Origin of the sequence: Neptunitalea chrysea (assembly GCF_027924145.1) — a bacterium.
Classification (GTDB): Bacteria; Bacteroidota; Bacteroidia; order Flavobacteriales; family Flavobacteriaceae; genus Neptunitalea; species Neptunitalea chrysea.
On record NZ_BRVP01000011.1, the window covers coordinates 77,142 to 101,607 of the forward strand.

At 34.9% G+C, this 24,466-nt stretch carries 18 protein-coding genes; 14 read left to right on the forward strand and 4 right to left on the reverse strand.

What is annotated here, in order from left to right:
* Window positions 1–60 precede the first annotated feature (60 nt).
* The 3 genes from NBRC110019_RS09420 to hemL are packed head-to-tail and all read left to right on the forward strand — an operon-like array spanning window position 61 to window position 3,069.
* Window positions 61–957, forward strand: coding sequence for a 1-aminocyclopropane-1-carboxylate deaminase/D-cysteine desulfhydrase (locus tag NBRC110019_RS09420; protein WP_281754394.1), 897 nt, complete (start codon window positions 61–63; stop codon window positions 955–957).
* Complete coding sequence (locus NBRC110019_RS09425; protein ID WP_281754329.1) at window positions 947–1,783, forward strand: glucosaminidase domain-containing protein; 837 nt, start codon at window positions 947–949, stop codon at window positions 1,781–1,783. The genes NBRC110019_RS09420 and NBRC110019_RS09425 overlap by 11 nt, the downstream gene beginning before the upstream one ends.
* Entirely contained in the window at window positions 1,783–3,069 is a 1,287-nt protein-coding gene (hemL, locus tag NBRC110019_RS09430; protein WP_281754330.1) for a glutamate-1-semialdehyde 2,1-aminomutase, read from the forward strand. The genes NBRC110019_RS09425 and hemL overlap by 1 nt, the downstream gene beginning before the upstream one ends.
* 59 nt (window positions 3,070–3,128) lie before the next feature.
* Here hemL and NBRC110019_RS09435 read toward each other — a convergent pair whose 3' ends face one another.
* The 4 genes from NBRC110019_RS09435 to NBRC110019_RS09450 all read right to left on the reverse strand — a co-directional run bounded on the left by NBRC110019_RS09435 (window position 3,129) and on the right by NBRC110019_RS09450 (window position 7,100).
* Window positions 3,129–3,455: a hypothetical protein gene (locus NBRC110019_RS09435; protein ID WP_281754331.1), complete on the reverse strand. Its 327-nt coding sequence runs from the start codon at window positions 3,453–3,455 to the stop codon at window positions 3,129–3,131.
* Between the two features lie 128 nt (window positions 3,456–3,583).
* Window positions 3,584–5,230 (reverse strand): sulfatase family protein, encoded by a 1,647-nt coding sequence (locus NBRC110019_RS09440; RefSeq protein WP_281754332.1) that lies wholly within the window; start codon window positions 5,228–5,230, stop codon window positions 3,584–3,586.
* Window positions 5,231–5,317: 87 nt separating this feature from the next.
* Window positions 5,318–5,980, reverse strand: a complete 663-nt coding sequence (gene rpe / locus NBRC110019_RS09445; RefSeq protein WP_281754333.1) for a ribulose-phosphate 3-epimerase — start codon at window positions 5,978–5,980, stop codon at window positions 5,318–5,320.
* A gap of 256 nt (window positions 5,981–6,236) precedes the next feature.
* Window positions 6,237–7,100, reverse strand: a complete 864-nt coding sequence (locus tag NBRC110019_RS09450; RefSeq protein WP_072317189.1) for a sigma-70 family RNA polymerase sigma factor — start codon at window positions 7,098–7,100, stop codon at window positions 6,237–6,239.
* Between the two features lie 141 nt (window positions 7,101–7,241).
* Here NBRC110019_RS09450 and NBRC110019_RS09455 point away from each other — a divergent pair, with 141 nt between their 5' ends.
* The 11 genes from NBRC110019_RS09455 to NBRC110019_RS09505 all read left to right on the forward strand — a co-directional run bounded on the left by NBRC110019_RS09455 (window position 7,242) and on the right by NBRC110019_RS09505 (window position 24,455).
* Entirely contained in the window at window positions 7,242–9,992 is a 2,751-nt protein-coding gene (locus tag NBRC110019_RS09455) for a helix-turn-helix and ligand-binding sensor domain-containing protein (protein ID WP_281754338.1), read from the forward strand.
* Between the two features lie 230 nt (window positions 9,993–10,222).
* Window positions 10,223–13,336, forward strand: a complete 3,114-nt coding sequence (locus tag NBRC110019_RS09460) for a SusC/RagA family TonB-linked outer membrane protein (RefSeq protein WP_281754340.1) — start codon at window positions 10,223–10,225, stop codon at window positions 13,334–13,336.
* Between the two features lie 20 nt (window positions 13,337–13,356).
* Window positions 13,357–14,757: a RagB/SusD family nutrient uptake outer membrane protein gene (locus tag NBRC110019_RS09465; protein ID WP_281754341.1), complete on the forward strand. Its 1,401-nt coding sequence runs from the start codon at window positions 13,357–13,359 to the stop codon at window positions 14,755–14,757.
* Between the two features lie 72 nt (window positions 14,758–14,829).
* Complete coding sequence (locus NBRC110019_RS09470; protein ID WP_281754343.1) at window positions 14,830–16,188, forward strand: glucoamylase family protein; 1,359 nt, start codon at window positions 14,830–14,832, stop codon at window positions 16,186–16,188.
* A 19-nt stretch (window positions 16,189–16,207) separates the two neighbouring features.
* On the forward strand, window positions 16,208–17,590 hold the full coding sequence (locus NBRC110019_RS09475; protein ID WP_281754345.1) for a glucoamylase family protein: 1,383 nt from the start codon (window positions 16,208–16,210) through the stop codon (window positions 17,588–17,590).
* On the forward strand, window positions 17,583–18,383 hold the full coding sequence (locus NBRC110019_RS09480) for a carboxylesterase family protein (protein WP_281754347.1): 801 nt from the start codon (window positions 17,583–17,585) through the stop codon (window positions 18,381–18,383). Before NBRC110019_RS09475 ends, NBRC110019_RS09480 begins: the two co-directional genes overlap by 8 nt.
* Entirely contained in the window at window positions 18,383–20,734 is a 2,352-nt protein-coding gene (gene bglX / locus NBRC110019_RS09485) for a beta-glucosidase BglX (protein WP_281754349.1), read from the forward strand. The genes NBRC110019_RS09480 and bglX overlap by 1 nt, the downstream gene beginning before the upstream one ends.
* Before the next feature lie 117 nt (window positions 20,735–20,851).
* A complete protein-coding gene (locus NBRC110019_RS09490) occupies window positions 20,852–21,736 on the forward strand; it encodes a LysR family transcriptional regulator (protein ID WP_281754351.1) in 885 nt (294 codons plus the stop codon).
* 72 nt (window positions 21,737–21,808) lie between these two features.
* On the forward strand, window positions 21,809–22,786 hold the full coding sequence (locus tag NBRC110019_RS09495; protein WP_281754353.1) for a YeiH family protein: 978 nt from the start codon (window positions 21,809–21,811) through the stop codon (window positions 22,784–22,786).
* Between the two features lie 70 nt (window positions 22,787–22,856).
* Window positions 22,857–23,861, forward strand: a complete 1,005-nt coding sequence (locus NBRC110019_RS09500) for an MBL fold metallo-hydrolase (protein ID WP_281754355.1) — start codon at window positions 22,857–22,859, stop codon at window positions 23,859–23,861.
* Window positions 23,862–23,996: 135 nt separating this feature from the next.
* Window positions 23,997–24,455, forward strand: a complete 459-nt coding sequence (locus tag NBRC110019_RS09505; protein ID WP_281754357.1) for an RpiB/LacA/LacB family sugar-phosphate isomerase — start codon at window positions 23,997–23,999, stop codon at window positions 24,453–24,455.
* Window positions 24,456–24,466 lie beyond the last annotated feature (11 nt).

Genomic DNA, 24,466 nt, shown 5'->3' on the forward strand with positions numbered 1-24,466 from the left:
TTTTTGTTTAAAAATAAATAAATTAACGATAAGGTGTATAAAAAAAACGGTAAAAAACAGATTAACAATGTGTTGGCTATAAATTACAGTAAAAATATACGGCTGTATATAAAAAGAGAATTCTTAAATCATAGGTTTATTTCCGGTAATAAATTGAGGAAATTAAAGTATAATATTTTAGAGGCTCAGCGTCAAGGATTTAGACGGTTGTTGACCTTTGGAGGTGCTTATTCTAATCATATTGCGGCTACTGCTGCTGCTGGTAAAGAATATGGTTTTGAAGTGGTAGGTGTAATTAGAGGAGAAGAGCTTGAAAATAGAATTAACGAGAACCCTACTTTACAGCTAGCTAATAAGAATGGAATGAAGTTTAAGTTTGTTTCAAGGTTGGACTACAGGAATAAAACCTCGGATGCTTTTATTGAAAACCTTAAAAAAGAGTATGGTGATTTTTATTTATTACCTGAAGGTGGAACAAATAGTTTGGCTGTTAAAGGTTGTGAAGAGATACTAACTGACGAGGATCACAAATTTGATTATGTTTGTTGTGCTGTTGGTACTGGTGGAACTATATCGGGTATTATCAATTCAAGTATTCTTAACCAGAAGGTTTTGGGTTTTCCGGCGTTGAAAGGAGAATTTTTAAAAAAAGATATTAGTACTTTTGTACATCATGATAATTGGGAGTTGATTCATGATTATAATTTTGGTGGATATGGTAAAGTTTCGGATGAGTTAATAACCTTTATGAATAAATTTTATAAAACCTCAAATATTCCTTTAGATCCAATATATACAGGTAAAATGTGTTATGGTATTGTAGATATGATAAAGAATGGATATTTTGAGGAAAATTCAAAAATACTAATGATTCATACAGGGGGATTACAGGGCATTGAAGGAATGAATCAAAGATTAAAAAAACAGAATAAAACTTTTATTAATTATGAGGTATAGGAAGGTATTACTTTATTTGGTTTTAGGAATTATGCTTACAGCTTGTGGCGGTAAGAAGAAAGTAGCAGCAAAAAAGAAAAAGTATACTAACAGAGCAAATACAACAGAACAAGTAATAACTGCACCTACCCAAAAAGAGCAGGAGGAGATTTTAACTGCCACGTCAACGGTGGTTGTTAAAACGAATACTGTGGAAGAATATATAAATGTTTACAAAGACATTGCCATGGTAGAGATGCAACGCTATAAAATACCGGCGAGTATAACCTTAGCGCAAGCGGTTTTAGAAAGTGGTTCGGGTAAAGGAGATTTAACCTTAAAGGCAAACAATCATTTTGGAATCAAATGTCATAAAGGTTGGAATGGACCAAGTGTAACACATGATGATGATGCCAAAGGAGAATGTTTTAGGAAGTATGATCACCCGAGCAAATCATTTGAAGATCATTCTAATTTTTTAACTACCAGAAGTAGGTATGCCTTTTTGTTTGATTTGAAACCATCTGATTATAAAGGGTGGGCTAAAGGATTAAAAAAAGCTGGATATGCTACAGATCCTAGATATCCGAATAAACTCATAAGTATTATTGAAAGGTATCATCTTTACGAGTATGATAAACTGGTATTAGAAGATGATTATGAATTGGTTATAGAAAAGCCTGAAGTTGTTATTGTTTCTGGAGGAGTAACTCATGAGGTGCAAAAAGGAGATACGTTATATCGTATCTCAAGAAAATATGGGGTCACAGTTGAGTCAATTCAAAAGGCAAACAACCTTAAAGGAACGGATATTAGTATAGGACAGAAATTAAAAATTATAAAATAATGCTATATAAAAGAAGCAGTGAGCTATTTGCTCAGGCGTCTAAAGTTATTCCGGGTGGTGTGAATTCACCGGTAAGAGCGTTTAAATCGGTAGGAGGTACTCCTGTTTTTGTTAAGGAAGCAAAGGGTGCTTATTTGTATGATGAGGATGGTAATAGGTTAATAGATTACATAGCATCTTGGGGACCTATGATTTTTGGTCATGCTTTTGAGCCAGTTACAAATGCTGTTATAGAGAAAGCAAAGAAAGGAACTTCCTTTGGAATGCCAACAGAGATAGAGACTCAAATTGCAGAATTGGCTGTTTCAATGGTGCCTAATATAGATAAAATCCGTTTTGTGAATAGTGGTACAGAGGCTTGTATGAGTGCTGTTAGGTTGGCACGAGGCTTCACAGGGAGAGAAAAAATTATTAAGTTTTCAGGATGTTATCACGGGCATTCTGATTCTTTTTTAATTCAGGCGGGTAGTGGTGCTGTAACTTTTGGTACGCCTAACAGTCCGGGAGTTACTCAAGGTACGGCTAAGGATACATTATTAGCACCTTATAACAATCTGGAGGCTGTAAAAGAACTTTTTGAAGCTAATAAAGATGAAATAGCAGCCATTATACTAGAGCCTGTAGCAGGTAACATGGGGTGCGTAATTCCTAAACATGAATTTTTATCAGGATTAAGAGCGTTGTGTGATGAACATAAGAGCTTGCTTATTTTTGATGAGGTAATGACTGGTTTTCGATTAGCTAAAGGAGGTGCTCAGGAAGTATTTAATATAGCTGCTGATATTGTAACTTTTGGAAAAGTTATAGGAGGAGGTTTACCTGTAGGTGCCTTTGCGGCAAGAGCTGAAATTATGAGTTATTTAGCTCCTGAGGGACCCGTATATCAAGCAGGGACTTTAAGTGGAAATCCACTTGCTATGGCTGCCGGATTGGCTATGTTGACTGAGTTAAATAATAATCCTGAACTATTTACAAGTTTGGAAGAGAAGACAAAATACCTTCATGAAGGATTTGATAAGGTTTTAGAAGAAAGTGAACTAGATTATACGATTAACAGATTTGGTTCTATGTTATCTGTGTTTTTTGCGAAAGAGCCAGTAGTTGATTTTCAATCGGCAATGGTAGCGAATAACGATACCTTTAAAAAATATTTTCATGGAATGTTGAAAGAAGGGGTGTATTTACCACCAAGTTCTTTTGAAAGTTATTTTTTAAATGATGCCTTGAGTTATGAAGATCTTGATAAGACGATATCGGCTCTTAAAAAGGTAGTGCCTACATTATAAAATAAAAATCCGGATTGTGAAAATCCGGATTTTTTTATCTTTTTATTTGAATACTTCTTTTATAAGAAAGATACAAAGGTGTTGTATTGTTCTTCTGTTAAAATTTCTTTTAACTTAGGTAAAAGAGCGGCAGCATAATTTTCTCTCATAACAGCAAACTTACTATTAGGGTAAACTGAAGGAGTTGAATAATCTAATTTATTTTGTTCAAATAAATTAACAGTATCAACTAAGTTAGTTTTTTGCTCTTTGGTTAAATTAAAAGTAACAACCAACTCTTTAGATTTCTTTTTAGCTATGTCGTATATTTCTTCATTTGTTTGAGCAAAGGCCGAAATACCTGCAAACATAAATAAGCAGAAGAATAAGGTGTAGATTTTTTTCATAGTGAATAGAATAGTTAAATATCCCTCAATGTTAATGAAAAAACCTTACATACACAAATATACTATATGAAGTATGAAGAATATTGTTAATAGGTTTAAATATCATCATGCGTCATATGTTTTTGATGCTATTTTATAGGCACACCTCTTAATTTATCAAACATTTTGTAATCCTTATTTACTTTTACAGAGTCTGTTGTAACGAACTCTTCATTAGTTACTTCATAAACTTTCTGAAGTGAATCTAGTGTGCTTAATAACTGTTCTTGAATTTCACTGTATTCTGTATTGTTGTATATGTTATGATGCTCGTCAGGATCTTCTTTTAAATCATACATCTCCCAAACATCAATGTTGTCATAGAAATGTATTAGCTTATATCTTTTGGTTCTTACCCCATAATGTTTTTGAACCATGTGGAATGCAGGGAAATCATAGTAATGGTAGTAAAGTGCATCTCTGAAATCATCAGGTGTAGTTGTTTGCTCTAATAGTGGGCGTAATGATAGCCCTTGAAAATCATTTGGGATGTCTACATTCGCATAATCAAGAAAAGTTTCTGCAAAGTCTAGGTTTTGCGTTAGTGCTTCTATTCTTTCACCTTTAGCAATATGTTTAGGATACTGAATAAGTAAAGGCATACTAAAAGAGGTCTCATACATAAAACGTTTATCAAACCATCCGTTTTCACCTAAATAGAACCCTTGATCAGAGGTGTATATAACAATTGTATTTTCAACTAATCCGGCTTTTTCAAGGTAGTCTAATATTTTTCCTACACCATCGTCAATAGCTTTTACAGTGCCTAAATAATCTTGTAAAAACCTTTCTCCTTTCCAAACGGCTAATTCTTTACCTGTTAGGTGTTGCTGATGCATAGCATCATTTTTTTGTTGGTATGCACTGTCCCATTGTGCTCTTTGCTCAGTATTCATACGGCTAAACTCATTATGCCATGGATCATGTGCGAGTTCAGGAGCACCTTCTTTAAGAGTCATTTTAAGATCATAGCCTTCATACATATCATTATAAATGGTCATTAACTGGTTTTGAGCGGCTATTTGAGTACTGTCAAAAGATGGAAAATATGAATCAGGTAATGGTAAGTCTACGTGGTCATAATAGTTAGTGTACCTTAGCGGAGGCATCCAGTTTCTGTGGGGAGCCTTGTGATGTACCATTAAAAAGAAAGGCTCGTCCTTTTTAGTTTTAGATTTCATCCAGTCAATACTTTTTTCGGTAATGATATCGGTAGCATATCCTAGCGTAGTGGTTGTGTCATTGTTATGAATAAAATCAGGGTTATAGTAATGTCCTTGATCATCTAAAATATCCCAATAATCAAATCCTGTAGGTGTATTTCCTAAATGCCATTTACCTATAACAGCAGTTTGGTATCCGTTATGCTGAAGCTCTTTAGCGACTGTATTTTGGGTATTGTCAAATTTATTACCATTCATTCGGAAGCCATTTTTGTGACTGAATTTCCCAGTAAGGATTGTAGCTCTGCTTGGTCCGCATAAGGAATTGGTACAATAATTATTTAAAAATAGCGCTCCATTTTCGGCCAATCGGTCGATGTTTGGCGTAGGAGCCATTTCTGAAAGTGGATGCTGATACGCACTGATAGCTTGCAATGCATGGTCATCGGCCATGATGAAAACAATGTTTGGTCGCTGATTTGTATCCTTGTTTTCCTCTTTTTCTGTTTTTTTTGGGGTGCAGCTAAGATGAAGTAACGCCAAAAAGCTTGCGGTATAGAGTGTTTTTTTCATAAAATCGTTGGTTTTGCGTTTTAAATATACGATTTTATAAAAAAGAAGCTTTGTGTTTTAACAATATACTAATTATAGTAATCTATGCTATAAGCATAATTGTTTAAGGTTGGCAATAGTATTAACGGGGTCTGAACTGTTGAAAACAAAACTACCTGCTACTAATACATCTGCACCCGCATCTAATAATTTAGTGGCGTTTGCGGTATTTACACCACCATCTATTTCTATAAGTGTATTTGCATTTTTAGATACTATAAGTTCTTTAAGTGTGCTTACCTTTCTATAAGTGTTTTCGATAAATGATTGTCCTCCAAAACCAGGGTTAACGCTCATGATAAGTACAATGTCTAAATCTGAAATAATATCTTGTAACAAGTTTACAGGGGTATGAGGATTTAGCGCTACACCAGCTTTCATTCCAGCGGCCTTTATAGCCTGAATGGTGCGGTGTAAATGAGTGCAAGCTTCATAGTGTACAGTTAAGTTATGAGCACCTAATTGAGCGAATGTTGTTATGTATTGATCGGGGTTTACAATCATTAAATGCACATCGTTCACTTTTTGTGTATGCTTGGTAATAGCTTTCAGAACTGGCATTCCAAATGAAATGTTAGGTACAAATACACCGTCCATAATATCTATGTGAAACCAATCTGCTTCGCTATTATTCACAAGTTCTATATCACGTTGTAAATTGGCGAAATCTGCTGCCAAAAGAGAAGGGGCTATTAATTTAGCTGTGCTCATTAGATGTATTGTTTAAGCTTAAAATAAGTAATGAGGTACATGTGTAATGTATCTAAAACAAAAGTACATATTATAAATGAAAAACTCCGGTAATCAGCCGGAGTTCATTCATCAATCAAAAAACGAACAGTTATGATAAACTGTTATAATTGTATATTTCGTTATAATATGATATTCAATATGTGTGACTACAAAGTTATAAAAAAATAGAATGCTTTTATTTAGTTTGCATAAAAAATATCTATAATGCTATAAATTATCCTAAATAAGTTTTTAGAATTTTACTTCTTGAAGTGTGTTTTAATCTTCTAATAGCTTTCTCTTTAATTTGTCTTACACGCTCACGGGTAAGGTCAAAAGTTTCACCAATTTCTTCTAATGTCATAGGGTGTTGATCACCAAGTCCAAAATATAGTCTAATAACATCAGCCTCTCTTGGAGTTAATGTTTCAAGTGCTCTTTCAATCTCAGTTCTTAACGATTCGTGTAATAAATCTTTATCTGGGTTAGGAGACTCACCACTTCTAAGTACATCATATAAGTTAGAGTCTTCACCTTCAACTAAAGGAGCGTCCATAGATACGTGACGTCCTGAGTTTTTCATAGATTCTTTAACATCATTAACTGTCATGTCTAATTCCTTAGCAATTTCTTCAGCAGAAGGAACACGCTCATGCGCTTGCTCTAAGAAAGCATATGTTTTATTAATTTTGTTAATAGAACCAATTTTGTTCAATGGTAAACGAACAATACGCGATTGTTCAGCTAACGCTTGTAAGATAGATTGACGAATCCACCAAACGGCATAAGAAATAAACTTAAATCCACGGGTTTCATCAAAACGTTGTGCCGCTTTTATAAGTCCTAAGTTACCTTCGTTAATTAAATCGGGTAAAGTTAAACCTTGGTTTTGATATTGTTTAGCTACCGATACAACGAAACGTAAGTTGGCTTTGGTAAGTTTTTCCAACGCTCTTTGGTCACCTGCTTTAATTCTTTGCGCTAATTCTACCTCTTCATCTGCAGTAATCAGGTCTACCTTTCCAATCTCTTGTAGATATTTATCTAATGATGCCGTCTCTCTATTGGTAACCTGCTTCGTGATTTTGAGCTGTCTCATATAGTCTTCTCCTTAAAATATTAGGGTTAATCATTCCTTTATCCTTAGTTATACGTTACAAACAAGGGAAATGTTACAAAAAGTACGATATTTTTTTAGGAGGTAAAAAATGGTACATTCGTAAAGGTTAATTTTTGTGAGATGAAAACGGTTGTTTTTTTTATTAGTTTACTCATGGTGCTTAGTCTTAAGGCTCAGGTACACACGTATCCGGTAAGTAATTTTACGGTTACTGATTATGGTGCGGCAAACCAGAATTGGGGAGTGTCTCTTAATAATAAAGACCAGTTATTTGTTGCTAACCATCAAGGGTTGTTAGAATTTGACGGGCAGCATTGGGAATTGAATAAATTACCTAGTGGAGCCATTGTAAGATCGGTTTTGGCTGATGAAGACAGGGTTTATACCGGGGCTTATGAAGAGTTTGGGTATTGGAAAAGAAATCCGAAAGGCGTATATGTATATACGTCCCTTACCAAGCTTATTGATAGCTATTATGAATTTAGAAGCGAGGAGTTTTGGGAGATTGTTAAATGGAATAACCTTATTGTTTTCAGGTCGTTCAGGGCTATTTATATATATGACGGCAATAGCATAAAGGTGATAGAGCCAGGTTTGGTAGTAACTAAAATTTATCCGTGGAAAGATGAACTTATTTTAGGGACAGAAGGTAAAGGAGTTCATGCTTATACCATTGAAAAAGGAGTGTATAGAATGCCGGGGACTAGCTTGATAGCTGATGTGTCTATTGCTGATATTGGACATAGAGGGGATGATGAATTACTTATAGGATCAAAATTTGAGGGGGTGTATGTACTTAAGCGCACTACACTTACTTTATTAAATAAAGAACTAAATGATCTTTTAATAGATAATCAATTAAATAAAATTATTCCTGTAAATGATAATTTAGTGGTATTTGGAACCATTAAAGACGGGCTTGTGTTTTATGATTTGAATGAAAAACGCTTTTCTTCTTTTAATCGTTCATTAGGATTGCAAAATAATACCGTCTTGGGGTTAGCTTATCAGAATAATAAATTGTGGGTGGCTCAAGATAATGGGTTGTCCTTACTAAATATAGGGCAAGGAATCACTTTTTATAACGATCCTACGGGAGAGTTGGGAACTGTTTATGATTTGGTGGTTTCTAGCGGAGTGCGGTATTTAGCCAGTAATACAGGTGTTTTTTATTTTGATGACACTAATAAAATGACTTTTATAGAAGAAAGTCAAGGGCATGTTTGGTCCTTTGCATATGGTGCAGCAGGTCAATTATTGTGCTGTCATAATAAAGGATTGTTTACTGTTGGTGTAAATGAGTTTAAACAAATTAATGGACTGGAAGGTACGTATACGGTACAGCAAATACCTAACAGGAAAAATGAGTTTGTTGCTGGTACCTATGTAGGTTTGTTTAAGTTGATATATCATAGTGATAGTGGAGCATGGACGGTTGAAAGTATTCCCGGAATGGATTTTCCTATTAGTTCTATTGTATTTGAAGATGATAAGACCATTTGGTGTACCCACCCTTATAAAGGACTTTTTAGATTAACATTTGATAAAGATTATAAGGAGCTAAAACAAGAGGCATTTAATGATCATGAAGTTAAACTAACCGACTACCAAACAAGGATTCATAAATATGATGGCTCTATTTTATTTTATGTAATGAATAAGTGGTATTTCTATGATAAAAAGGATAATGAGATAAAAGAATATAAAGTTTTTAAGAAGTATCAGAATCATAAATTAATTTATAATAGTCGCGGGGTTTTATGGTTTATAAATACAAATAGAACTAAGCTTACTTTTATTGATGGGGAAGATACGTTAGTTATAACAGATAAAAGTCTATTGTCTAGAATGACACCTATGTATGAAAAAATAAAAAAGTCATATGGTGAAAATTCTTATGAAATTCCTTTAAATGATGGTTATGGTTTACTTGATATAAATGAAATTAAAAGAATTAATGAGAAAAATTTAAGTGCTTCTGCTGTTTTATCTCAAGTGAAAGCCGGTGAAGTATTGTATAACGTATCAGAGGTAGTAGAAATTCCGTATGTAAATGCTCGTAATCTAAATATTTCATTTGGGTACACTCCTGATATTAATGCCAATTTTAAATATCATCTGCAGGGAGCATTAGAATTAGAAGGTGATGTAACAACAGGAGATATTATACTCCAAAACCTTAATTATGGATCATATACGTTAGATGTATTTTTAAAAGATACAGGCAAGAAGATATTATCGTACAATTTTGTGGTTTCTCCACCATGGTATTTATCTACAGTTATGATAGGAATATATATTTTGCTAACTGTATTACTTGTTTATTTGTTGTATGTATTTAATGAGCGCAGTATTCAGAAATCATATATGAAGTTACATGAGAAAATGCGTGAGGAAGAGAAAAAGCGGAAGGAAAAGTTAGAGCGTGAAGCTTTGGAACGTGAGGTTGAATTAAAGCAAAAGGAACTAATGAACTCTACATTACTTATTAGTAAAAAGAATGAGTTGTTATTAGAGTTGAAGAATGAGTTAAAAAGGGTGAAAGATAGCCCTGTGAATCAGTATAGAGTAAAAAGTTTAATTTCAAAAACATCTGAAGCTATAAGTAATAAGGAAGACTGGAAAGTTTTTGAAACAAATTTTAATGATTTACATGATGATTTTTTTAAAAAGATTATAAAAGATCATCCTAAGTTAACGTCAAAAGATTTAAAACTATCTGCCTATTTAAAGATGGGGTTAATGTCTAAAGAAATAGCTCCTTTGATGGGGGTTACTACGCGTGGTGTAGAGCTGCACAGGTATAGATTACGTAAAAAATTAGCTTTAAAGAAAGAGCAAGATTTGGTAAAATACCTATTGTTTTTTTGACTATATCCTAATAAAAAAGCTGTCTTTTTAAGAAATATCGCTACATCATTACTACATCAATATGTTAAATTTCAACATTTAGTTAGGTTTTTTTATAGTGTTAATTTGTTGTAATACAGATTTTTAATCTATTCATTGTATATTTTTATCTCTTAATTAAACTACGTCTAAAACGATTTCGTGAAATAGTGATAGTTTTACGTTGTAATCAAGAACAAATATTATACACAATGAAAGTTAAAGCTTTATTTCTAGTTTTATTTTTATTTGCTACCATTGGTGCTTTTGCTCAGACTCAAGTAACCGGTACAGTAGTAGATGAGAGTAACATGCCGCTCCCAGGAGCAGAAGTTACTGTTAAAGATAAAAGCACTTATGCCGTAACCGATTTCGATGGTAATTTTACTATCGAGGTAGAGCAAGGTGATGTGCTTACTATTCGTTATTTAGGGTTTAAAGATCAACAAATAACTGTGGGTTCTGAAACAACCTTTACTGTAACATTATTAGCTAACGCATCTGAATTAGATGAGGTGGTTGTAATTGGGTTTGGTACACAAAAGAAGGCCGATGTTACTGGTGCCGTTTCTAGTGTTAAGGCCGAAGATATTACAAAGCAACCTGCTGTTAATGCTACACAGTCTATTCAGGGTAAAATGTCAGGGGTAAACATTGTAAATACCAATGCACCTGGTAGTACGCCAACTATTACTATTAGAGGTACAGGTACTGCTTCTTCTGGTACGGGTATTTTATATGTAGTAGATGGTATTCAAGGTGCCGATATTTCTAATATAAATCCTGGGGATATTGAATCTATTAATGTATTAAAAGATGCTGCCTCTGCTGCTATTTATGGTATGGATGCAGCTAATGGGGTTGTTATTATTACTACTAAAAAAGGTAAAGAAGGTAGTATGAAAGTTGGTATTAGCTCTTATTATGGGGCTAAAAGCATGTTAAATGCTGTTGACATGGCAAATGCCAGCCAATATGTTACGTATTTTAATGAAAAACAATCTGCTTCTGGCGAAACAAATTTTTTATCTGCTAATCAGGCCTATGATACAGATTGGTATGATGCATTAACCGATGTTGGTTTTGTTAACAATAACGAGGTTAATTTCTCGGGAGGAGCAGATAAGTATAGCTACTATTTTAGTTTTAGTAATTATAATGAAGATGGCCTTTTAGAAGATAATGACTATGCAAGAAATACGATTAGGTCTAACACTACAAGTAAATTTTTTAAAGATAAACTAAGTATTACTTCTAACGTAAGTGCTTCTTTTGTAAAAGCGACTCCTAAGCCATTTTCTTCTTTCAACTCTGCTTACAGACAAGCACCGGTTATTCCTGTTTATTATGCAGATGGTAAATTTGGTCAGCCAATTTGGAACCAAACCACCGGAGATGCTAGCACATATGAAGTGCCTGATACAGATACATTGGGTAGATTAAACTCTATTGGTAACCCTGTGGCTTCTGTGTATTATACAAATCAGAAGAATAAAGGTGTAGACTTACAAGGAATGTTTCAGGCAGAATTAGAAATTACCGAGTATTTAAAAGCTACTTCTCGTTTAGCTTTAACCAAATCATATTCTGAAGTTAGAACGTTTAATGATATTAGAAATCGATGGTTAACTTCTTATCCATATTATTCTGATGATGACTTTGATGAGCTGCAAACTAATAACCCTACATCTACAACTTATGCAGATAACAGTTTGTCTTTCACAAAATCTGAAAGTTACAGATATAACTGGGATAGTTACTTAACTTTTGACAAAGTATTTGATAACAAACATGTAGTGAATGCTGTTGTTGGTATGACTAAAGGTATGAGGGGTGACTCTTCTAGCATTTACATGTTAGGATATAATGTACCTGAAAAAGAGCAATATTGGAGTATGAATTTTGCTGGAGATGAGTTTGATACTACGGTAACTCAAAGGTATTCAACACCTGTAACTCAACTATCCTATTTTGGACGTTTACAGTACAACTATGATTCTAAGTATTACTTACAAGTAAACTTTAGAAGAGATGGAGTAAGTACTTTTAAAAACCAAGCAGATACTATTGAGAACTCTGATTATTTTGGTAATTTCCCTTCATTTAGTGCTGGTTGGGCATTGTCAAATGAGAAATTTTTTGAAGATGTAGAACTTGTAAACTTCTTAAAATTAAGAGCCGGTTGGGGTAGAATGGGGAACTCTGATGTGGCATTTAATGTATATAGTTTTACAACAAGTACCGCCTCTAGTAACGTAAACTATGTATTTGGTTCAGATCAGGATTTAGTTTATGGTGCTGCTCTTGGTGCTGATATTTATCCTATTTCTTGGGAGATTACTGAAGAGACTAATGTTGGTTTAGATTTTGCAATGTTTGACTCAAGATTATCAGGTGCTGTTAATTATTATGACAGAAATACTCCTAATGCGATCTTAAACGTAACTCCAATCTATACATCAGAATCTACATTAGCTTATAATGATCATGGTGCTGAGGTATCTAACAAAGGTTTTGAACTTGAATTAAACTGGAAAGACGTTATCAACGATGATTTATCATATAGTGTTGGAGCTACTTTTTCAACGAACAAGAACCGTGTAACTAATGTTAAATCGGCTTATGATGGTCAAACAGGTGGTAGTTTAAATAACGGTCAAATTACTAAGAGATTACAAGAAGGACAGCCACTTTATGCATGGTGGATGTGGGAAGTTGAAGGTGTTTGGCAAAATCAGAATGAGATTGATGATAATGCTCATTATGGTACTCCTGCGCCTGGTTATTTACGTTATAAAGATCAAAATGATGATGGGGTTATCGATGATAACGACAAAAAATTCTTCGGATCTTATCTTCCAACTTACAATGTTGGTTTAAACTTAACGGTTAATTATAAGAAATTTGATTTATCAATTGACGGATATGGTGCAGGTGGAAACAAAATCTACAATGGTTTAAAAGGTACTCGTATTGATGGTGGTGAGAACATTACGGCTGATATGTATACAAATAGATGGACTGGTGAAGGTTCTACAAATGTACATCCAGGAGCGCTTAGAGATTCATATGCATCTAACTACTATTTAGAAGATGGTGATTATTTCAGAATTAATGCAATTACTGTTGGATACACTTTAAAAGATATTTCTGATTATATCTCTAGAGTTAGATTCTATGCAACAGCTCAAAATCCATTCTTATTTACAAAATATAGTGGGTTTACTCCAGAAATCGTAGGATCGGCTTCTGGAACAGGAGGTATAGAGCTTTCTGCGTACCCTAACACTAAAACATTCTTGTTTGGAGTAAATGTTGATTTATAAAATTTTAAAAAAAAGATACAATGAAAATAATAACTAAAAATATAGTATTCTTATTTGCACTACTTTTTATTGTAAGTGGTTGTAATGAAGATTTTCTGGATGTCGACAAGATGGATGAGTACGAGGTGGCCGATTCAGAAACAGTTACTCCTGAACAGATGGTGAATGGGGTATATGGATATCTCACAGACTGGACCTATGCATTCTCTTATCTTGGAGTTACCGAAATTATTTCTGATAATGCAGATAAAGGGAGTTCTTCAACAGATACAGGTGCTGATAAAGATGTATTAGACGAATTGACTTTTACAACTAGTGCAGGATCAATCTTAGCTGTTTGGCAAACATGGTACAAAACCATTGGTAGAGCTACCATTGCTATAAACTATACCGAAAACTATGGTTTAACCGATGATAGTTATAAAGAAAGACTTATTGGGGAGGCTAAGTTTTTAAGAGCTTTACACTACTTCTGGTTGGTACGTTCTTTTGGAGCTATTCCATTACAACATATAGATTATACAGAAAGACAACCAGTAGCTGAGGTATATGCATTTATAGAACAAGATTTGCAAGACGCTATTGATGCTTTACCAGTAAAAAGCGGATATGATGCTGATAATTTAGGGAGAGCTACTAAAGGTGCTGCACAAGCTTTATTATCTAAAGTGTATTTATACGAAGAAAATTATCAGGCTGCTTACGATATGGCAAATAGTGTAATATCTTCTGGAGAATATTCTTTAGAAAGTGACTATGCTACCCTTTGGAGAGAATCTACAGAAAATGGTGTAGAGTCTATTTTTGAAGTACAAGCGAGAGGTGAAGTTGTAGCACATGGTGTTCAACAGTATTCTCAAACACAAGGTGTGAGAGGTCAGTTTGGATGGGGCTTTAATGTGCCTTCTCAAAATCTTTTAGATGCCTTTAACGATGCAGGAGACGATATTAGAAGAGATGCTACTATTATTTTCGCTGGAGAATTAATGTGGGATGGTACTCAAATTATAAGTAATCCAGAGAATCCAATGTATAATGAAAAAGCATATTCTAGTGCAAATGGAGGTTCTGGTGATACAGATAAAAATATTAGAATGATAAGATATGCAGAGGTGTTGTTAATTAAAGCTGAAGCAGCTGTTCAGTTAGGATTAGACGCAGCAACTCCTCTTAACCAAGTAAGATCTCGTGTAGGATTAAGTGATATAACAAGTCCTGATTTACAAGATGTTTGGAATGAAAGAAGACTTGAATTAGCTTTTGAACATGACCGTTGGTTCGACCTTATTAGAACCGGACAAGCACCATCAGCAATGGCTGCTGATGGTAAAACATTCGTTACTGGGAAACATGAATTATTTCCAATTCCTAATAACCAATTAACGCAAACTCCAGAAATGGAACAAAATCCGGGCTGGTAATAATTAAAATAGGGTTAAGCAATAACTGCAGGTGCATGTGTCGCCTGCAGTTATTATAATAAAAGATTAGAAATGAAAAACTTATCCTTTTGGGTACTAATATTACTAATAATAAGTTGTAATAATTCTAAACCTAAAGAGACGGTTTCTGAGAGAGAAAATCAAAAGTCTGAAGCTGAAAGTCAAACGGCTGATAATAAATTATTAGACACACTTCAGTTTCAAACTTTTAATTATTTCTGGGATGGAGCAGAACCCAATTCAGGTTTGGCTAGAGAGCGTATTCATTTAGATAATATTTATCCGCAAAATGATCAAGATGTGGTAACTACAGGAGGGTCAGGTTTTGGTGTGATGGCTATTTTGGTTGGTGTAGAGAGAGGCTTTATAAAAAGAGAACAAGCGGTTGAACGTTTTGAGCGAATTTTGAATTTTCTTGAAACTTCGGATCGTTTTCATGGCACTTGGCCGCACTGGATGGACGGTAAAACCAGTAAAGTAAAACCTTTTTCTAAAAAGGATAATGGAGGCGATTTGGTTGAAACAGCTTTTCTTATAGAAGGATTGCTAACGGTATCTGAATATTTTAAGGATGGATCTGAAAGAGAACAAAAAATTTCTCAGCGCATCGAAAAATTGTATGATGAGGTAGAATGGGATTGGTATACCCATGGTGAAAATGTATTGTATTGGCATTGGTCTCCTGAGTATCATTGGGAAATGAATTTTCCGGTAAGGGGGTATAACGAGTGTCTAATAATGTATGTATTAGCGGCTTCTTCAAGAACTCATGCTATTAAACCTGAAGTATATCATGAAGGCTGGGCTTTAAAAGGAGATATAGCTAAAGATACCAGCTATTATGGATTAAGTACAATCTTAAATTATTTTGAACATAGCAATGATCCTATAGGGCCATTGTTTTGGGCACATTACTCTTATACAGGTTTAAATCCGAAAGGATTAAAAGATACCTATGGTGACTATTGGAAGTTGGTTCAAAATGATGCAATGATTCATTATAAATACGCTCTAGATAACCCATTACATTTTAAAGGCTATGGAGAAAATCAATGGGGTTTTACTTCGAGTTATTCTATAAAAGGATATGCAGGACATCGTCCTGGGATGGATTTGGGTGTAATTTCACCTACAGCAGCATTATCTAGCATGCCGTATACACCAAAAGAGAGTATGCAAATGGTACGCTATTTATATAGAGATGCCGATTCTTTAATTGGTAAGTATGGACCGTTTGATGCGTATAGTCAGCAATTTAATTGGTATACTCCGAGGTATTTAGCTATTGATCAAGGACCCATTCCTGTAATGATAGAGAACTATCGTTCAGGATTGTTATGGAAACTTTTTATGGAGCGTTCAGATATACAAGACGGACTAAAGAAATTAGGTTTTACCATCAATAAATAAACCTATTATAAAAATTAAAATGAAAAAAGGAATTTTCTTATTATTACTGATTTTCGCGTTTGTTTCCTGTTCAGATTCAGATACTACGGTTCCAGATGATACTTCGGATTCTACTACAAATCCTGAAGAGGAAGAAACAGTGGTGGATACCTTGACAGACGAAGAATTGATGGATTATGTACAAGAAGAAACATTCAAATATTTTTGGGATCTGGGGGATAGTAACTCAGGTTGTGCTAGAGAAAGATATACTTCATCAAACTCTTCTCAAAGCGAACATGTTGTTACTACAGGTGGCACCGGGTTTGGAATTATGGCCATTTTGGTTGGTATAGAAAGAGGTTTTATTACCAGACAAGAAGGCGTTGAGAGGTTAACGACAATTTTAAATTTTTTAGAGAATGCAGATAGATTCCATGGGGCGTGGCCACATTGGATACATGGTGTTACCGGTGTTACAATCCCATTTAGTACGTATGATGATGGAGCCGACATTGTAGAAACCTCCTTTCTAACACAAGGGTTAGTTTGCGTTAAAGAATATTTTAAGGATGGAAGTACTAATGAAATAGCGCTTGCGGATAAAGCAGATGTATTGTGGAAAGGTGTAGAATGGGATTGGTTTACAAATGGAGGAGATGTGTTATATTGGCATTGGTCTCCTAATTATGATTTTCAAATTGGCTTAGAAATTAGGGGTTATAACGAATGCCTAATTACTTATGTAATGGCTGCCAGCTCACCAGATTATTCAATTGCTACTTCTGTTTACGAAAATGGTTGGGCTAGTGCAGGAGGTATTATTTCTTCTAATACTCGCTATGGTTACCCATTGTATTTAAATCATGTCGGAGCCAATTATGGAGGGCCTTTGTTTTGGGCTCATTATTCTTATTTGGGGCTAAATCCCCAAAATTTAACAGATCAGTATGCAGCTAGTTATTGGGATGTGAACGTAAATCATACCATGGTAAACTATACGTATTGTGTAGAGAATCCTTTAGGGTATAAAGACTATGGTGAAGACTGCTGGGGGCTTACGGCAAGTTATTCTAGAAATACAGATGGTACTTTAGGTTATAGTGCTCATAAACCTGAAAATGATTTAGGGGTTATATCGCCAACAGCGGCAATAAGTTCTATACCATATACACCACAAGAATCATTAGAGGCGATGCATTATTTTTATAGCCATAAGGATGATTTGGTTGGAGAAGCAGGATTTTACGATGCGTTTAGCCCCGAATATTATTTTTGGGTAGCTAAAGCTTATTTGGCAATTGATCAAGGGCCACAAATAATAATGATAGAAAATTATCGTACCGGGTTACTTTGGCACTTGTTTATGCAAAACACAGATATACAGAATGGATTAACTAATTTAGGCTTTTCATATGAATAAATTTATAACAACAATAATTTTACTATTTACCATCACTTCTGCCGTAACGGCTCAGGAGGAATTTACCCCTCACGAATGGGTTTCTGGTGCAGATACCCTTCAATATCAAATTTCATATCCAGATAATTTTTCAGAAGAAAAGGAGTATCCTGTGGTGTTGTTTTTGCATGGTGCAGGAGAACGAGGTTCTGATAATACATCACAGTTAACGCATGGGAGTTCAATGTTTATGTCAGATTCAATTCGCAAAAAATATCCTGCCATTGTTATCTTTCCACAATGCCCAAAAGATAGTTATTGGGTAAATGCAGATGTTGATAGATCTTCATATCCGCTAAACATAACCTTTAAAACGGGAGGTGAACCTACCACTGCGTTAAAATTGGTAATGGAACTGATGGATGATGTAGTGAATAAAAAATATGTAAATAAAGATCGAATATATGTAATGGGACTTTCCATGGGGGGTATGGGAACCTTTGAAATTATTTCAAGAAAACCGGAGATGTTTGCGGCAGCAATTCCTATTTGTGGAGGGGCTAACCCTGAAACAGCTTCTGTTTATGCAACTACAATTCCATTATGGATTTTCCACGGATCTCAAGATAATGTAGTAGCCCCAAAATATTCTATAAACATGGTTTCTTCCATTTTAGAAAAAGGAGGATATCCACAGTTTACGTTGTTTGCAGATGCAAATCATAATAGCTGGGACGCTACGTTTGCTCAGCCTGGTTTACTAGCTTGGTTATTTTCTAAACATAAAGATCAAACAACAAATACGAAGAAGTAATGAAATTTCCTAAAGTAATTATATCGGTTACTACTGCAGCCATATTGATGGCGTGTTCTAATAATAATAGTGCTTTTTCCTCCCAAGCAGAAGAGGTATCCGCAGCTAATAGAGCTGCGGATGCCCTTTTGTTCAAAAGCACCTATGAAAAAGAAATAGATTCTATCCTTAATTTAATGACCCTAGAGGAAAAGTTAGGGCAGTTAAATTTACCGTCCTCTGGTGATATCACTACAGGACAAGCAAAGAGCTCTAACATTGCTAAACTTATTGAAGAAGGGAAAGTAGGAGGTTTGTTTAATATTAAATCTGCTGAAAAGATTGTTGAGGTTCAAAAAATAGCAGTAGATAAGAGCCGTTTGCATATTCCATTATTATTTGGGATGGATGTTATACATGGGTACCAAACTACTTTTCCTATTCCTTTAGGGTTGTCTAGTTCATGGGATATGGAAATGATTGAGCAAACGGCTAGAGTAGCAGCTCAGGAAGCTAGTGCAGATGGTATTAACTGGACTTTTTCTCCAATGGTAGATATTTCTCGTGATCCTAGATGGGGACGTGTTTCTGAAGGAAATGGAGAAGATGTGTATTTAGGAGGAGAAATTGCAAAAGCTATGGTTAGAGGTTATCAAGGTGACGATCTTACAAAGGAAAATACCATCTTATCGTGTGTTAAACATTTTGCGTTGTATGGTGCTGTAGAAGCAGGTAGAGATTACAATACGGTAGATATGAGTAAGATAAGAATGTATAACGAGTATTTACCTCCATATAAAGCAGCTATAGATGCGGGTGCTGCTTCGGTAATGGCATCATTTAACGAAATCGATGGTATACCTGCAACAGGAAATCATTGGTTGTTAACTGATCTTTTAAGAAATGATTGGGGTTTTGATGGTTTTGTGGTAACAGACTATACAGGGATTCCTGAAATGATTGCTCACGGTATGGGTGATTTACAAACCGTTTCTGCTTTAGCATTACGTGCAGGAGTAGATATGGATATGGTTGGGGAAGGTTTCCTGACTACTATCAAAAAATCGTTAGACGAAGGTAAGGTTACTATGAAAGAAATAGACCTTGCGGTAAAACGAATTCTGGATGCAAAATATAAGTTAGGTCTTTTTGATGATCCTTATAAGTACTGTGATGTAAACCGAGCTAAAAGTGAAGTGTTCACAAAAGAAAATCGTGATTTCGCCAGAAAAGTTGGTGCAGCATCAACAGTATTATTAAAGAATGACGAGCAGGTTTTACCACTTAAAAAATCGGGTACAATTGCTTTAGTTGGGCCACTTGCTAATAATGCCGTAAATATGGCTGGTACTTGGAGTGTGGCAACGGTTCAGGAAAATTCAGTAACGTTGTTTGACGGATTAAAAGAAGTAGCCGGAGATAATGTGAAGGTGTTATATGCTAAAGGTAGTAATCTATCCTACAATAAAGAGTTTGAAACCAATGCAACTATGTTCGGAAAAGCAATTCCGAGAGATGGGAGAACGGATAAACAACTATTAGATGAGGCGTTGGCTATAGCTAAAAACTCTGATGTTATTGTGGCTGCCCTAGGAGAATCTGCAGAGATGAGCGGAGAGAGTAGTAGTAGAACAAATCCGGAAATACCGAAGGTTCAGAAAGATTTATTACAAGCATTACTTAAAACAGGAAAACCAGTAGTGTTGGTATTATTTACGGGTAGACCTTTAATAATGCAAGAAGAAGATAAAACAGTACCAACCATTTTAAATGTGTGGTTTCCGGGTAGTGAAGCCGGATTATCTATTGCAGATGTACTTTTCGGAGATGTAAATCCATCTGGAAAACTTACGGCTACATTCCCACGAAATGTAGGTCAAATTCCGTTATTCTATAATCATAAAAACACAGGGCGTCCACTTTTAAACACAGAAGGTAAATTTGAAAAATTCAGATCTAATTATTTAGATGTCAGAAATGAGGCGTTATACCCTTTTGGTTACGGGTTAAGTTATACAACGTTCTCATACAAGAACATGACAATTAGTTCAGACGAAATGACAATGGATGGAACACTAGAGGTATCTGTAGATATCACTAATACTGGTAAGTACGATGGTAAAGAAGTAGTACAGTTATATACTAGAGATTTGGTAGGGTCTGTAACCCGACCTGTGAAAGAACTGAAAGGTTTTCAAAAGGTATTTATTAAGAAGGGTGAAACGAAAAAAGTAACCTTTACTTTGAGTGCAGAAGATTTAAAGTTCTACAATTATAATTTAGATTATGTAGCGGAACCTGGCGCATTTAAAGTGTTTGTAGGTACCAACTCTAATACACAAATGAGTAAATCGTTTGAATTGTTAAAATAAATTAGAAACATTGTTTTAATTAAGAAGAGGGGGGCGTCTTATATAAGATGCTCTTCTTGTTTTGATAAAGAATGTACAGTGTATATTTTGTACCTTTACTCAATTAGTAAGATTCTCATGTTTGACTTTCGCTTAAAAGTATTTCGTACTGTAGCACGCCGACTTAATTTTACAAAGGCGGCACAGGAGCTTTATATTACACAACCTGCCGTAACCAAACATATTAAAGAAATAGAAAAACATTTTGAGGTAAAGTTATTTGATCGTAATGGAACACGTATTAAGTTAACCGAAGCGGGAGCGGTGTTGTTAAAACATACAGAACAGGTTTTTGAACTTCACAGAAAGGCTGAAATAGAGTTAAATAATTTAAAAAATCTTCAGGCCGGGAGTTTGCGTATTGGGGCAAGTACAACTATAGCTAACTATATTATACCATTAGTATTACCCGGATTTAAAAAAGCATATCCCGATATTAAAGTTACGCTAAAAATAGACAATACGGAACGTGTAGAGCAGATGTTGTTGAATAAGGAAATTGATTTAGGAATCACCGAAGGGTATACCAAATCTTCTGCCTTGGAATATGATGAGTTTTTAGAAGATGAAATTGTATTAGTAACGGCTTCAAGAGAATTTGGAGAGCATATAACCAAAGCAGCGCTCAAAAGCATTCCATTGTTATTAAGAGAACATGGTTCTGGTACTTTAGATGTAATAAACCACGCTTTAGGTGAAAAGGAACTTAAGACTAATGTATATAAAATAACTATGCGCTTGAGCAGTACCGAAAGTATTAAACTTTACCTACTAAATTCTGAATGTGCAGCCTTTTTGTCTATTTACTCGGTTTTAAACGAATTAAAGCATAACACCTTTAGGGTAATAGATATTGAGAAGGTCTTTATGCAACGCTATTTTTATTGGGTAAAACTGCAAGGAGAGCATAATAGTCTAGTAGATTTATTTATGAAACACGCTTCCTCTTATAACTACAGGTAATTGACTGTTTGTAAAAGTGATTTCTTTTACTCATTTCTATGAGGCACATTTGTACTATAAAATATGTGTCCTATGAAAGTAAAATTAACACCACTTAATAGCTGTAAAGAGTTTTTTAATAAAAATATTACGCTAAGAGAGATTGTGTTTTTTACACTGGTCTTAATGGCTGTTTTCAGATGGGTAAGTCCGCCTATGGCATTAGTAGCTGGTATTTTAGTTGCACAATTTATTGGGCATCCGTTCCTTCATTTAAATCATAAACTAACACATGTTTTATTACAAATTTCGGTGGTAGGACTAGGTTTTGGGATGAACGTATCCGAAGCACTACATGCGGGTAAGCAAGGCTTTTTATTTACCATTGCATCCATTACAATTACCTTAATATTAGGATATCTACTTAGTAGAATCTTCAAAATTAATAAAAAGACCTCTTTTCTAATCTCTTCAGGAACTGCTATTTGTGGAGGTAGCGCCATAGCAGCGGTTTCTCCGGTAATAAAAGCCTCAGAAAAACAAATATCGGTAGCCCTAGGTGTCGTATTTATATTAAACTCTGTTGCCCTGTTAATATTTCCGGTAATTGGACAATGGTTGGGGATGAGTCAGCAACAATTTGGACTATGGAGTGCTATTGCTATACATGATACCAGTTCGGTAGTTGGGGCAGCCGCCAAATACGGTGAAGAGGCACTTAAGGTAGCTACTACGGTAAAACTAGCAAGAGCCCTGTGGATTATCCCTGTATCTTTAATTGCACCTTTTTTGTTTAAGACAAAAAAAGGCAATATGAAAATACCGTACTTTATAGGGTTATTTGTGGTAGCTATGATAATAAACACTTATGTGCCAGGTATGCAGTATATGTCTGATTACATTACGGAAATTGCTAAAGGAGGACTTACATTAACGTTGTTCTTAATAGGTTGTGGGTTATCTGCAAGTGTTTTAAAATCAGTCGGGGTTAAGCCTTTTGTACAAGGAGTTTTATTATGGAGCTTTGTCTCAATAGCGTCGTTGTGGGTAATTCTGTTGTCGGTGGGTTAAAAAAAATGTTAGCTAAATAAGGGGAAATCATCGCAGTTAGAATTACATTTGCCGCAAAGAAAAAGCGATTATGAAAAAGAGCAGGAATACTAATGTTCATCCTCCTGTATTAAAAGGTGATAAATTTTTAAATATAGAGGATACTCCGCAATTAGCCAATGATGCTACTTATGGGAAAGTTTTAAAAAAGAATTTTCGAAAACCTAAAGAAGCAACTCCGGCACACGAACTTCCTTATGTAGTATCTAATATTAAGAATATTAATAGTAAGAAGCCTTCGTTTGTATGGTTTGGACATTCTTCTTATTTGCTTAGTTGTAATGAGTTTAATTTGTTGGTAGATCCTGTATTAAGTGGTAGTGCGTCTCCTTTTTCTTGTATGATAAAAGCGTATAAAGGTGCCGATTTCTATAAGGTAGAAGATATGCCTAATATAGATGTGCATTTACAGACGCATAACCATTACGATCATTTAGATAAGCCTAGCGTTATTGGGTTGGCGGGGCAAACTATGGATTACGTAGTTTCTAAAAACGTGGGTTCCGATTTAAAAAAATGGGGAATACCTGCTCAAAAAATAACCGAAATAGAATGGGGTGAAGAAGTAGTAGTCTCTAAAGATTTAAAAATAACAGCAACTCCAGCAAGGCATTTTTCAGGTAGAGGACTTAAAAGAGATACCAGCTTATGGAGTTCTTTTGTAGTTGAATTTTATGGAATGAAAATTTTTGTGGGTGGTGATTCTGGTTATGGAGCACATTTTAAGGAAATAGGAGAAGCTTTTGGGCCGTTTGACGTGGCTATTTTAGAATGCGGTCAGTATGATGTCTATTGGCCTTTTATTCACATGCAACCAGAAGAAACTTTAAAGGCTGCTGAAGATTTGAATGCTACCAAATTAATTCCGGTGCATTGGGCTAAGTTTACCTTGGCAAATCATGTTTGGAACGAACCCATAAGTAGGTTATGCGAAGCGGCCGAAAATTCAAAAGTACAAATGGTGACTCCTAAGATTGGGGAGGTTGTAAAATTGTCTGAAAACGTTGAAACAGAAAAATGGTGGGAGAATACTTAAAAAGGATGTAGCATTTACAAGTTTCTGGTCTTCAAATCATAATAAAATCTTAATTGCTTATTTTCACATTCTCATGAGGGAGAAATTGGTTAATTTTATCTTTCAAAACTAAATAATAGCTAAAAGTTATTACAAATGAGAGTTGGAATAGCAGCTGATCACGCAGGCTTTGAACAAAAGCAATACATAAAAGACCTTCTCCAAGAACATCAGTTCACGGTAGTTGATTACGGTGCCTACGAGTATATTCCCGATGATGACTTCCCAGATATTATTGTTCCGCTTGCTAAAGGTATCCAATCTGCTCAGGTAGATTGTGGTATTGCAGTGTGCGGTAGCGGTGTTGGAGTTTCTATTGCTGCTAATAAGTTTAAAGGGGTACGTGCCGCTTTGATTTCCGAGACCTATTCAGCGCATCAAGGTGTAGAACACGATGCTATGAATTTACTGTGTGTTGGAGGAAGGGTATTGGGAACTTCTTTGATATGGGAATTAGTGATGGCTTTTTTAAATGCTACGTTTCAGCATGAAGATCGATTTGAAAGGCGGTTGATGAAAGTTAAAAAACTGGAAAAAGAGAATTTTAAAGACTAACACATATAACA